This is a genomic window from Ruegeria sp. AH3 (genome assembly GCF_056536265.1).
In genome coordinates this window covers 2,503,460-2,516,153 of the sequence record NZ_JBQFJL010000001.1, presented here as the reverse complement: position 1 = coordinate 2,516,153, position 12,694 = coordinate 2,503,460, and the positions used below count along the sequence as shown (strand labels likewise).

General features: G+C 54.8%; 12 protein-coding genes. 8 read left to right on the top strand and 4 right to left on the bottom strand.

The window, feature by feature from the left end; all coding sequences use genetic code 11:
* Positions 1 to 26: 26 nt before the first annotated feature.
* The 3 genes from ACR3EM_RS12705 (at position 27) to ACR3EM_RS12695 (ending at position 3,430) form a co-directional block, all read left to right on the top strand.
* Positions 27 to 653, top strand: a complete 627-nt coding sequence (locus ACR3EM_RS12705; protein WP_480471048.1) for a hypothetical protein — start codon at positions 27 to 29, stop codon at positions 651 to 653.
* 74 nt (positions 654 to 727) lie between these two features.
* Positions 728 to 1,837, top strand: coding sequence for an HlyD family secretion protein (locus tag ACR3EM_RS12700; RefSeq protein WP_170791980.1), 1,110 nt, complete (start codon positions 728 to 730; stop codon positions 1,835 to 1,837).
* Between the two features lie 51 nt (positions 1,838 to 1,888).
* Positions 1,889 to 3,430: a phospholipase D family protein gene (locus tag ACR3EM_RS12695; RefSeq protein WP_480471047.1), complete on the top strand. Its 1,542-nt coding sequence runs from the start codon at positions 1,889 to 1,891 to the stop codon at positions 3,428 to 3,430.
* A gap of 396 nt (positions 3,431 to 3,826) precedes the next feature.
* Here ACR3EM_RS12695 and ACR3EM_RS12690 read toward each other — a convergent pair whose 3' ends face one another.
* From ACR3EM_RS12690 to ACR3EM_RS12680, 3 genes are all read right to left on the bottom strand, one after another.
* Positions 3,827 to 4,120: a hypothetical protein gene (locus ACR3EM_RS12690; RefSeq protein WP_480471046.1), complete on the bottom strand. Its 294-nt coding sequence runs from the start codon at positions 4,118 to 4,120 to the stop codon at positions 3,827 to 3,829.
* Between the two features lie 356 nt (positions 4,121 to 4,476).
* Complete coding sequence (locus tag ACR3EM_RS12685) at positions 4,477 to 5,187, bottom strand: aspartate/glutamate racemase family protein (protein WP_480471045.1); 711 nt, start codon at positions 5,185 to 5,187, stop codon at positions 4,477 to 4,479.
* A complete protein-coding gene (locus tag ACR3EM_RS12680) occupies positions 5,184 to 5,888 on the bottom strand; it encodes a GntR family transcriptional regulator (RefSeq protein ID WP_480471044.1) in 705 nt (234 codons plus the stop codon). Before ACR3EM_RS12680 ends, ACR3EM_RS12685 begins: the two co-directional genes overlap by 4 nt.
* A 112-nt stretch (positions 5,889 to 6,000) precedes the next feature.
* Between ACR3EM_RS12680 and ACR3EM_RS12675 the strand changes: the two genes are divergently transcribed.
* The gene (locus tag ACR3EM_RS12675) at positions 6,001 to 7,695 is read left to right on the top strand and encodes a thiamine pyrophosphate-binding protein (protein WP_480471043.1); all 1,695 of its coding nucleotides are present in this window, start codon (positions 6,001 to 6,003) and stop codon (positions 7,693 to 7,695) included.
* On the opposite strand, the gene ACR3EM_RS12670 is transcribed toward ACR3EM_RS12675, so the two are convergent.
* Positions 7,656 to 8,576, bottom strand: a complete 921-nt coding sequence (locus tag ACR3EM_RS12670; protein WP_480471042.1) for a LysR family transcriptional regulator — start codon at positions 8,574 to 8,576, stop codon at positions 7,656 to 7,658. The two genes, ACR3EM_RS12675 and ACR3EM_RS12670, sit on opposite strands and share 40 nt — an antisense overlap.
* Positions 8,577 to 8,672: 96 nt before the next feature.
* Here ACR3EM_RS12670 and ACR3EM_RS12665 point away from each other — a divergent pair, with 96 nt between their 5' ends.
* From ACR3EM_RS12665 to ACR3EM_RS12650, 4 genes are all read left to right on the top strand, one after another.
* On the top strand, positions 8,673 to 9,806 hold the full coding sequence (locus ACR3EM_RS12665) for an enolase C-terminal domain-like protein (RefSeq protein WP_480471041.1): 1,134 nt from the start codon (positions 8,673 to 8,675) through the stop codon (positions 9,804 to 9,806).
* Complete coding sequence (locus ACR3EM_RS12660) at positions 9,803 to 11,053, top strand: NAD(P)/FAD-dependent oxidoreductase (RefSeq protein WP_480471040.1); 1,251 nt, start codon at positions 9,803 to 9,805, stop codon at positions 11,051 to 11,053. The genes ACR3EM_RS12665 and ACR3EM_RS12660 overlap by 4 nt, the downstream gene beginning before the upstream one ends.
* Positions 11,054 to 11,105: 52 nt before the next feature.
* Positions 11,106 to 12,083: a TRAP transporter substrate-binding protein gene (locus ACR3EM_RS12655; protein WP_480471039.1), complete on the top strand. Its 978-nt coding sequence runs from the start codon at positions 11,106 to 11,108 to the stop codon at positions 12,081 to 12,083.
* Between the two features lie 66 nt (positions 12,084 to 12,149).
* On the top strand, positions 12,150 to 12,683 hold the full coding sequence (locus ACR3EM_RS12650; RefSeq protein WP_480471038.1) for a TRAP transporter small permease: 534 nt from the start codon (positions 12,150 to 12,152) through the stop codon (positions 12,681 to 12,683).
* Positions 12,684 to 12,694 lie beyond the last annotated feature (11 nt).

Genomic DNA, 12,694 nt, shown 5'->3' with positions numbered 1-12,694 from the left:
CGACATCGCGAAAATATCTTGCAACCATGCTCGCTATTGCTGCTTCCACTTCTTGGGCTCAGACCGGAGAAGACGAAAAACTATCGGATGATCCGACAAAGATCGTAACGAAAATCGGCGTTCGTTATAGTGACTTTGGCACCGTATTCGGCTCGGTTGCTTTCGGGCCCGTAACGAAGATCAACGTCTCGGTCTCAGAAGACGATCAGTGGCGCGTTGGTGGCTCTTATCTCTTCGATTTTGGAATAGTTAATTTCTCAGCGTCCGAGCAAGAGCTGGAAGGTGGCGTCAAACAAACGCAATACGCCATAGGGACCTTTGTGCCGCTTGCCGCGTTGGGCTTTCAGCCTAAAGGATGGCTTTTGTTCCCGGCACTGGGAGCAAACTATACCGACGGTCGGATCGGCAACAGCGATATTGAGTTTGCTGATGCCTTTCCCGCTGAAATTGCCAGTAAGGGCGGTTATATCGGTATACTTGGCCTCAAGCCATTGTCAGAACGATGGGTTGTGAAGACCGGTGGTGTCCTATCTGCCGGTTCCAACGATTACTCTGGGTACACCGTTGGTGCGGGCGTTACCTTCAATGCCGTCGCCGAACGACAGCATCAGCGTATTTGGCAGCCATATCGACAACACTTTCGGAACACGTGATCTGGTTGGTATCAGCTATACGCACGAGTTTTGACGGCAACTGAACAAAAGAAACACGGTGAGGGCAATTCACGATGCTCATTATTCTCGGTCTTTATTTTGGTATTGTTTGGCTGGTTTTTGCGAAGCTCAAAATCCTGCCTTGGAACGGGTTCTTCAAGACAGTCGTGTACGGTGGAGCTTTGGTCATCGCGTTGGTTGTTGTTGGAGCCTTAAACCACACGACACCATCCGGGACTGTGTCCGTGCAAGGTGCTGTCATCAACATTGCACCGAACGTATCCGGCCCAGTCACTGAAGTAGCGGTCACGGCAAACCAACCGGTGGCGAAGGGTGATGTGTTGTTTCGAATAGATGACACCACCTACGCGGCTGAAGTTGCCCGACTTCAAGCCTCGCTCGCATCAGCACAGTCCGCAGCAGACCAGTTACAGACAGACTATGCGGCGGCGCTTGCAGAAATTGATTCTCTTGAAGCCCAACTTTCTTTCGGTGTGCAGCGTCGCGATGACATCGTCCAGCTTACCGGACGCGGTGCTGCAGCTGAGTTCCAATTGCAGGAAGCCGTTTCAACGATTGAGCAACTTGAAGCCGGGCTGCGAGCAGCACAAGCGCGTAGGCAGAGCCTCGAACGACGCATCGCGGCTCAGGTGGACGGAGTCGACGTCGGTGTCGTTGAAGTTCAGGAGGCGCTGGCCCAAGCTGAGTGGGCGTTGCAGCAGACGGTCGTTCGAGCGCCGGATGACGGTGTTGTAACGGCGCTCTCACTCCGCCCAGGCAATCGTGTTACGACGTTACAAGGCGCCGTGAATTTTCTACTCCCTTCAGATCGGCTGCTCATTGCGGCGTTGCCGCAAAGCAGCTATCCCAACGTGGCCGTTGGCGATACGATCCGGATTGCTTTGGGCACTATGCCAGGTCAGGAATTTGAGACCACAATACGGTCAATCCCTCCGGGAACACGAGAGGGCGCGTTGGATACGAGGGGCGGGCTGCCTAGCATGCGCGAACTTACAGGCGCGTCGAGCTACATTGTAACTATCGATATCCCAGAAGGCCTTCCGTCTGATCGTGCAAAGCTTGGTGTGTCAGGAACCGCTTTGGTAATAACCGAAGGGGCTGGCGCAATCTCAGTGCTGGCGGAAATCCTGTTTTGGATCAACAAGAAACTCAACTACATCTGAGCCCAAATTCGACAAAAGGGGCAACCCGGGCTTGCAAACATAGGAAACTAAATGCGGCTGATCAGAGTATGCTTGATTGCGACAACAGTGATTGCACTCACCGTAGTTTGCTTAAGGTTGGCTTTTCCGCTGCCTGAGCAGAATTTTTCGCGGCAAACGCTGAAACTGGACGCCGATTGGGCTGGAGCATTGGGCGAAACCATTCAATATGCTCTTAATCGCAACCCCGGTCTCGACGGAGTTCGGCCTTTGGGCGATGGACGCGCCGCATTTGCAGCCAGGGCTATCCTTGCGAGAGAAGCTACCTCCTCAATCGATGCGCAATACTATATATGGCAAGATGACGTAACAGGTCTCATGCTCCTTGACGAGCTTAGGGCGGCAGCAGAACGCGGTGTTCGCGTCAGACTACTGGTCGATGACAACGGTATCTCAGGGTTGGACGATCTACTTTCAGAGCTAGACACGCTCCCCAACGCGAATGTGCGTATTTTCAATCCGTTTACGCTGAGAAAACCCAAGTTGCTCTCTTACGCATTTGACTTCAGCCGACTAAACCGGCGGATGCACAATAAGTCGATGACTGTCGATGGGGTCGCAACGATTGTTGGGGGGCGCAACATCGGCGACATCTATTTCGACTATGGGGGTGGAACGCACTACCTTGATTTAGATGCGATTGCCATCGGGCCGATTGTGGACGATGTTTCGAAATCATTCGACGCTTATTGGAACAGTGCATCTTCTTATGATGCTGGACTATTCTTAGATCCTCCAGCCGTAGGCAGTCTGCAAGCTAAGGCGGATGCGGCACGGCGAACCGCCGTTGGCGCAGGTTACCAAAAGGCAATTCAGGATAGTGAACTGGCCGACAACATCGCAGCACATACTCTGAAGTTTGATTGGAGCGAGGTTACACTTTTTGTCGACGATCCGGCGAAGGGCTTGGGCGAAGTCAAAAGTGAAGACCTATTGGTCGAACAACTGATCGAATTCGCTAAGAGCTCACGGACTTCACTGGACCTTGTTTCGGCATATTTTATTCCTGGCGAAAGAGGCTCTAAGGTCTTGGAGGAGTTGGCCAAGTCAGGTGTTAGGGTCCGTATCTTGACCAATTCTTTGGACGCGACAGACGTCATGCCAGTTCACGCTGCGTATATGCGTTACAGATATGATTTGTTGAATAGTGGAGTAGAACTGCTGGAGCTACGAGCCTTGCGGCGGGAACATCGCGACAGAAGCCTGCCAGAGATCCTAGCTGGGTCGGCATCAGGGCTGCATGCAAAAACCTTTGGGGCGGATGGCGAGCGGATCTTTATTGGCTCTTTTAATCTCGATCCAAGGTCTGCGCATCTCAACACTGAAATGGGCATCATGATCGAAAGTCCAACGATTGCTGCATCACTGACAGAGCAATTGAACAAACCGGAATTTTCTTATCGCGTTAAGCTCAATAACGGCAATGAAATGATTTGGGTTCAAGAAGAACAAGATGGCACAGTCACTGTGCATACTACGGATCCGGAAACCAATGGCCTACAGAGAGGTCTTACTACAGTCGTCAGGTGGCTACCGGTAGAATGGATGCTGTGAGCAGTTTTTTGAATTGGTTGTATTATTGAAAAGGTCATGCTCCCTCTTCCATTCCGTACCAACGCGCCTTTTTAGTATTCAACGTAGCGCTAGACTGTTTCAGATTTTGCCGATTTTGACCAAGAAAGAGAGTGCATGGAGCTAGAAAGCGGATCACGGCCAATCACAAATGCTGATTCGAAGGCCGCTTTGTCCGCATGCCGGAAGTTGCAATGTCCAGTTTTGAAGGTCCGGTTTAAGCTGATAGCGGTCATTGATTGTTTAGGATCCAATGGCAGTTTTGTCCCGCATCTCGGCAGTTGCACAGTCTTGTTGCGAATGTCCGGTTTGGTCTGAGAGTGGGCATAGATTTTGGAGAGTACATCGTAAGATTTGATGCGCTCTGTCGACTTTCGTTCAAGACACGACGATAGCTCGGTATTCCTTATACACTTTGCTCTGCGAGCAGATGCAATAGCGATTTTGCCGACGGACCATTCGTTCCAGTTCCACCGCCAGTTTTTCCTCCTGCACCTTGGCTTCACGAAGCTCGCCTTCGAGTTCAGCCACTCTTGCCTTTTCGCTTTTTTGGGTGCGCTCATAGAAGGCGATAAGTTCGAGGAAAAGGGCGGTTTTACGTATCGGTTGGTGCTTCGACCTCGCCGATATCAAGCGAAAAGAACCCCCGCCTGAGACCGTGGTCCGCCGCATAAGCTAGTCATGAATAGGGCAGGTGAACCCATAGTGCTTTTGCTACGGGAACGGGTAATCACGTCTCGGCGACCTGCGGATATCTGGAAATCAAGGGCACAAATTCCAAGATTCTGCTTCGAGCACGTCTGCGTCCAGCAATTAGGGGCACCGTGATAGCTGGATTAGCTGAGTGCGTCGTCTAAATTTGGAAGGCTACCTTCGCGAAGCTCCATAATGCGGCGGCTGATGTCGACCGCGAAGACAACCATGCACCCGGCAACCGGTGTTCAGAGTGCAAGAACACCTGATCTAAGCCGTGCGATTTGACAACACATTAAGAACTGTGTGTCACTCGCGAGTTTTTGGGTGTTCTGCTAGTAGATCGAAGGCGTCAGCCCCGATTGAAACCAACTAACGAGTGAGACCATTGAATAGACCGGCAAGCCTGTCGCCTGCAGAATGTCCGCCGCATATGGGGACATATTCGTGCATTCCAGAACAATAGCTCCAAGCTCTGGATAGTTCGACTGAAGTACAAGGGCTGCTTCAACGTTGTCCGCGCGGGCTTTCTCGATATCCAGTGCCATCTCATTATCGAGTATGGCTCGCGTAAACTCGCGGCCCCCTTCTGTGGTGCCGATGGGTGTGTCCGGAGGTACCTGTGCAGCCTGTAGGTGATCCTTGGTGAGGGTCGAGGCCGATATCGTCAAAACCCCGGCGCGCTTGCCCGCTGGAAGCGTGCGGTTCACCATGTCGACCTGCATCAGCGAGGACGTAACGACCGGGACCGGGACGGCCTCGGAAAGCTCCTTTTGAAACAGTGACAGAAATCCGCAATTGGTGGTGATACCATCCACTCCATCTTTGACCAGATCCTGCGCAGCTTCGATGAAGGCGTCTAGCATACCTTCGGCCTTGTGCCGGACAACCCGGTCGGGTGAGGCATCGCGGACAATGCGATAGAGTACCGGAAATGGCCAGGTCAGCGCATTACCCATATCGCCGGGGATACGAGGAAACTGTGCATCCAGCATGAGGATTCCGACAGAAGCGCCGTAGATGGATTTACCGCCTTGAGCGATCATGCTTCTGCCTCCTCGATGATGCGGGTCGAAATGACGTCGGATCCTTCCATATAGATGCTGGAAATCCCTTGCCGCACCGCCTCTTGTACCTGATCCATTCGCTTAGTGATATGAGCGCCTAAAATGCGTGCGGCGTCGTTTTCGTTGCGGTCCAGAAGTGCTTTCATCACCTCCTTATGTTCGTCTTTCGAACGATGAAGACGGTCCATGCTCATTGAGATCCAGCGGATATAGCGGATGCGCTCATTGATCCGGATCAGCGTCTGCAGAAGCTCTGCGTTGCCGGACAATCTGGCGATCTCCAAATGGAATGCCTCATCCCGGTTCACGGCTTCCTCGACGGTCAGGCCGGTGATGTCGATCCCCGTCGCGTAGAGTTCCTCCCGCAGCGACTGGAGCTCATCATCTGTTGCCTTGTTACATGCGGTACGGACGGCGGCGACCTCAATAATCTGCCGCAGTTCGAACAGGTCAAACACACTTTGCGCATCAAGCGGGCGGCAGAAAAAACCCTGACCAGGACGGAAATCGAACAATCGTTCAGCTACGAGCCTGTTCAGAGCCTCACGCAGAGGTGTGCGGCTGACGCCCAGCTCTTTCGACAGGGCCACTTCGTTCAGGCGGTCCCCTGGGCGTAGACGGAAAGAGACCGCCATCGCTTTGACCTGATCATAGATGTCATCGACGCGTGGACTCGCCATATTTTCCGTCCTTTCGGTTGCGGTCCACTGGTGGCACAAGCGGTTCTTGAAATCAATATACAAAACTGTATACAGAATTGTGTGCAATCTTGATCCAAAGGAATCGCAAGCCATGACGGGGACGAATTATCTCACTGGGGCTGAGGCAATGGTACGCATGTTAGAGGCGCATGGCGTGAAGCATATGTTTGGTCTGTGCGGCGATACCACGCTACCATTCTATGATGCGATGGCGCGGATGGATCACGGCATTCAGCATATTCTGACGCGCGACGAACGGCATGCAGCCTATATGGCGGATGGATATGCGCGCGTGACCGGCAAGCCCGGCGTCTGCGAAGGACCTTCAGGAGGCGGGGCAACCTATATCTTGCCCGGCGTTGTCGAAGCCAACGAAAGCTCGGTGCCGATCCTGGCAATCACTTCGGATGTGGCAACAACAAGCCGGGGGAAGTATCCGTTGACCGAGCTGGATCAGTCTAGATTGTTCCGACCTCTTGCCAAGTGGAACGCCTCATTGGACGATGCGACGCGGTTGCCCGCGATGGTTCGTGCAGCGTTCCGGGCGATGACCACCGGAACCCCCGGTGCGACACATCTGGCTCTTCCGTTCGATACGCAAAAAGGCCAGGTGGATGAGGCTGAGATTTGGGCGGACGAACGGCATCAAAGTTATCCAGCAGAGCGCGCAGGACCTGATCAGGATGCAGTCGAAGCAGCTGCCGAGATACTGGTCAAAGCAAAGTCTGCAGTTGCTGTTTGTGGTGGCGGGCCGGTTCTGTCTGGTGCGGAAGGTGCGCTGAGCCGCGTTGCCGATCTGTTGGATATGCCAGTCGCCACAACGGTTTCCGGGCAGGGCTCCATCGCCGAGTCCGACCCGCTGGCTTTGGGTGTTGTCGGATCGAACGGGGGCGTGCCAGCGACCCGGTCCGTGATCGATCAGGCAGACGTGGTTCTATTCATTGGTTGTCGTGCCGGATCAGTCACCACAGAACGTTGGAGAAGTCCGGGCCGCAACGCCATCATTATCCATATCGACAGCGACCCGATGGTGATCGGGGCGAATTATCAGACCGAGGTGGCTATCTGCGCCGATGCCCGCCTGGCGCTTGAGGCTTTGGCTACCGCATTGGAGACGCGGCAGGACCTCCCCAGCCTTGGCGGTGCCGAGAAGGCGCGCGCCGCGTGGGAGGCCAAGATGGCGGCGTTCGCTCCGCTCGCCGCGAGCCGTGAAACGCCGATCCGCCCCGAGGCCGTCATGGCCTCACTTATGGATATTCTCGATGATGATGCGATTGTGGTCGCCGATCCCGGCACACCTTGTCCCTATTTCAGCGCGCATTACCGCTGGCGCAAACCGGGGCGACATTTCATTACTAACCGGGCGCATGGGGCGTTGGGGTATTCGCTGGGTGCAGCGATGGGCGCGCATGTAGGGCGGCCATCCGTCAAGACTCTGTCTGTTATGGGCGACGGGTCATTCGGATTCACATGCGGCGAGTTCGAAACCATGGTGCGGCACAATATGCCGATCACCTCAATCGTGTTCTCGAATTCGGTCTTTGGCTGGATCAAGGCCGGGCAGGATTCCGGGTTCGGCCAACGGTACTATAACGTCGATTTCAATCGCACGGATCATGCGGCGGTGGCATCGGCCTTTGGCGTGAAGTCATGGACGGTCAAAGACCCCGAGGAACTGGCCGGGGTTCTGAAACAGGCAATCGAACATGATGGCCCTACGCTGGTCGACATCCATTCGCAGCAACTTCACGAGGCGGCGGCGCCTGTTTCCGAATGGGTGGCATAAGAGGCGATTGACGGGGTCAGTTGAGCCAGAAACGCTTGTGCGATGGTCGACAAGGGGCGGCCCTTGGCCGTGATGATGGCAAGGTCCAGCATCACAGCGGGGCGGAATGGACGGGTTTGATACCCGCTCTCTCCGTCAAACGTGACCGTAAAGGGATCGATCATTGCAACGCCCATACCTTGTTTGACGAAACTCAGCAGGTTTTCGGACAGGTGCGTATGGATCTGCGTCCGCCATGTGTGCCCGGCGGTCTGGAAAATGTCTCGTGTCCGACGATGGGTCTGATGCTCAGGCCCCATCACAATGAAGGGCTCGTTCTCGAGAATTTCTGGTGTCAGAACGTCATGTTTCGCCAACGGGCTATCTTCGGGGAAGGTTGCAAGTGTTTCGAACTGAAACACCTGATAATTTAGTGTGTCGTGCAGGATTGGCATCTCGACAATGCCGATCTCGAAAAGGCCCGAGATCACCCATTCCTGAATCTTGGATGAATATTGTGACTGAAAACTGACTGACAGGTTCGGGCGGCTCTTGGCGAAGCGTGCGATCTCGCGTGGTATGAAACCGAACGAGAGCAAATGAGGTGCCGCAACCTGCAACTGACCGGGATGCTTATTCTGCAAATCCGTTACAGCCTGCGCCACATGATCCAACCCACGTACGACCGTATCAACCTCGCGATAGAGTAATTCGGCCTCGGGGGTCGGCAGCAAACGCCCCTTGTTGCGTTCAAACAGAGGCAATCGAGCCTCGCGTTCCAACTGCGCAAGTAGATTGCTGATCCCCGGTTGTGAGATCCCCAGAACCGAGGCCGCGCCGGTGACGGTCCCGGTTTCCATGATGGCGTGGAAGGCTTGCAACTGACGAAATCGTAGGGACATCGTATAGTATCATTTTTGCTGATGTATTCGCAAAGATATAGTATTTGAAATGATATGCTGGTCAAGGCAGGCTTCCTTTCATCAACAGGGGATGAAATGAGCAATCTGGACCAGGAAATCATCGGGTTCGATCTGTGGCACCTGAAACTGCCGGTCACGTCGCGGCGGGATCATGGCATCGGCGCTGTAGAAGGGGCTTGCGAGGTTGTCGTTTTGCGGCTGCGGGCCGAGGACGGGACCGAAGGGTTCGGAGAAGCGTCACCCTGGTCGGTGTTCACCGGCACACCTGAAGCCACCTATGCTGCACTTGATCGCTATCTGCGTCCGCTCGTGATGGGGGCAAGGATTGGTGATCGCTCGGTAATCATGGCACGTGCGGCCTTTGCCGTAGCTCACTGTACTGAAGCCAAGGCAGCGCTGGAAACCGCTCTGCTCGATCTTGCTGGTCGGGTCAGTGGGGTTCCGGTCTGGTCGCTTCTGGGGGGTAGGTGCCGTGAAACCATTCCGCTCAGTTGCTCAATCGCCAACCCTGATTTTGCACAGGATATCGAGCTGCTGGCGCGTTTGCAGGAGGATGGTGTTCGGATCGTCAAGCTCAAGACCGGGTTCAAGGATCATGCCTTTGACATCATGCGGCTCGAATACCTAATGCAAAATCATCCGGAGTTTGCAGTGCGGGTAGACTATAACCAAGGCCTGAGCATCGAAGAAGCTCCGGCGCAAGTGCGTGACGTGGCTCAGTTCAGTCCGGATTTCATCGAACAGCCCGTGCGGGCACATCATTTTGGAATGATGGCAAAGCTGCGACAGATGATCGACGTGCCGTTACTGGCTGATGAAAGCGTCTTTGGACCCGAAGATATGGAGCGCGCTGCGCGCGAGGGGATTTGCGACGGCGTGTCAGTAAAAATCATGAAATCGGGAGGTCAATCGCGTGGGCAAACGGTCGCCCGCATTGCGGCAGCGCATGGCCTGGCAGCCTACGGTGGAGACATGTTCGAGGCGGGCCTGGCGCATCTGGCTGGGACCCACATGATCGCCGCAACACCAGAGATCACCCTTGGATGTGAATTTTACCAGGCGTCCTATTTCTTGAAAGAAGACATCCTCGAGGACCCATTCAAAATTCGTGCAGGCCAAGTTGTCGTCCCCTCTGGCCCAGGTCTGGGTGGCAGACCCGACGTGGCGAAGTTGGACCATTATGCTGTGGCTAAGGCGGTGGCGGCATGAGTGAAAGGAAGACCATAGCCATTGTCGGCGCAGGTATTGTAGGCGTTTCGGCAGCCGTGTGGCTGCAACGAGACGGTCATGATGTCATCTTGATCGACAGGGCCGGGCCGGGTGAAGGAACCTCGCACGGCAATGGGGGTGTTCTGGCGTCCTGTTCTATTGTGCCTGTGACGGTTCCGGGCCTGATCGGCAAAGCCCCGAAGATGTTGCTGAGCCCCTCGCAGCCATTGTTCCTGAAATGGGGCTATTTACCAAAACTGCTCCCGTGGTTGAGGCAATATCTTGGTCACGCCAATGCCGACGATGTTGCGCGGATTGCAGCCGCCCTTACACCTATCGTCGGCGACAGTCTGAACGATCACAAAGCCCTGGCGGCTGGCACGGGAGCTGAAAAGTGGATCGTTCCGTCTGATTACCTGTTTCTCTACAATGATCGGTCGCATTTCGAAGGAGATGCCTTTGGCTGGAACATACGACGCAAGCACGGGTTTCAGTGGGAGGAATTGGAAGGTAAGGCATTCCACGATTATGATCCGGTGTTCAGCGAAGATATTGGTTTTGCCGCCAAACTGTCCGATCACGGTCACATCACAGACCCCGGACGATATGTAAAAGACCTCGCCGCGTGTGTTGAATCTAAAGGCGGTCGAATTATCCGCGCCCGTGTTGAGGACGTCGTGCGCGAAGATGGCCGGGTTATTGGCGTGCGTGCGGACGGCGACATTATCCCTTGCGACACGGCCATTGTGACAGCGGGTGTATGGTCTGGGCCTCTGGCGAAACGGTTGGGCATTTCTGTTCCGCTTGAAAGCGAACGTGGCTATCATCTTGAATTGGTGGACCCTTCTGCGATGCCGCGCAGCCCTGTCATGGTGGCATCCGGCAAATTTGTTGCCACACCCATGGACGGGCGCATACGGTTGGCGGGTATTGTAGAATTTGGTGGGCTGGACGCCCCACCCTCGCGCGCGCCGTTTGAATTGATGCGCAAAAATGCCCGAGCTGCTTTTCCGGGCGTGACATGGAAGGAGGAAGTGGAATGGATGGGGCACAGGCCCGCCCCGGCTGACTCGATCCCCATCATCGGCGATGTTCCGGGGATTAACGGCGCGTATATGGGCTTTGGTCATCACCATATCGGTCTGACAGGCGGACCCAAGACGGGGCGTCTGTTGGCGCAGATGATCGTGGGCAGAACCCCAAATACGGATATGAGCGTCTACGCGCCTTCACGTTTTGGAACATAAGAATAGGTCGATGCCCAACATTGGCCTCTCAGAATTCAATAGGGAGAATATGATGAAAAAACTGACAAACCTTCTAGCAGCAACCGCTCTGACCGCCGCCTCCGCAGCGCCCGCGCTGGCCGAGAAATGGGACATGCCGATGGCTTATTCGGCTTCCAATTTCCACTCGGCCACCGGTGCGGAATTCGCCAAATGTGTAACCACAGGTACAGGTGGCGAGATCGAGATCGTCACGCACCCGTCAGGATCACTGTTCAAAGGTGCTGACATCAAACGTGCAATCCAGACCGGGCAGGCGCCGATTGGTGAGCGTTTGCTTTCGGGGCACCAAAACGAAAACGCGTTGTTCGGCTTTGATTCGATCCCGTTCCTGGCCACCTCGTTTGACGACAGTGCCAAGCTTTGGGAAGCGGCGAAGCCGTCGATCGAGAGCCTGCTGGCCGAACAGAACCTGACGCTGCTTTATGCTGTTCCTTGGCCACCGCAGGGACTGTACTTCAAGAACGAAGTCAACTCGGTTGCCGAAATGGAAGGTATCAAGTTCCGGTCCTACAACAATGCCACCTCAAGGCTGGCCGAGTTGACGGGTATGCTGCCGGTGACCGTTGAAGCGGCTGAGATCAGCCAGGCATTCGCAACCGGTGTCGCTGATGCAATGGTGTCGTCTGGTTCTACGGGATATGACCGTAAAGTCTGGGAAAGCCTGAATTATTTCTATGAAGTCGATGCCTGGTTGCCACGCAACTACGTGATGGTGAATTCTGATGTCTGGTCCGGAGTATCCGACGCGAACAAGAACGTCATCAAGGCTTGTGCCGAACTGGCCGAATATGCCGGAAACTGGCGTGCCAAGGAATATACCGGCTTCACCCTGCAAGGCCTGCGGGATGGCGGTATGACTGTTGGTCCGGCATCTGATCAGATGGTTCAGGAATTGAAAGAGATCGGCGTCACCATGACCAATGAATGGCTGGAAGCTGCCGGAGACGAAGGCAAGGCCATCGTCGACACCTTCAATTCATCGCAATAACCGCGCTTGCGGGCGGCGTATTATTCGCCGCCCGCGATTCATTCAATCATAACAAACGGGGACGGTATGGCTGTATTGCGAGGGCTTCGGTCCGTACTGGATTTCATCTATCTTGCAGCAGGGGTTATGGCGGCGCTCAGCCTGATTGCCATTTTGCTGCTGATTGTCGTGCAGATGCTGGCCCGTTGGACCGGAGAGGTTTTTCCCGGCGCGCCTGACTATGCCGGGTATGCAATGGCCGCTGCCTCGTTCCTTGCCTTTGCCAATGCGCTAAACCGGGGCAGTCACATCCGCGTATCGATCCTGCTGAACGCAGTTCCGGAAGGTGTGCGTCGCATCCTGGAAATCTGGTGTTTTGCCGTCGGCTCTGCCGTCATGTGGTATTTTTGCTGGTACGCCTACCGCTTTGTCTACTGGAGCTGGAAGTTCAACGATATCAGCCAAGGGCAGGACAAAACCGCCCTTTGGATTCCGCAATCCACCATGCTGATTGGCGCCGTGATCCTCGCTATCGCTCTGACCGATCACCTCATCCACGTCGTCTTCAAGGGTGATCACCGCATCGTCCGCGATCTGGCTGATCAGAGCCACGGGGAATAGGGAATAAGAGC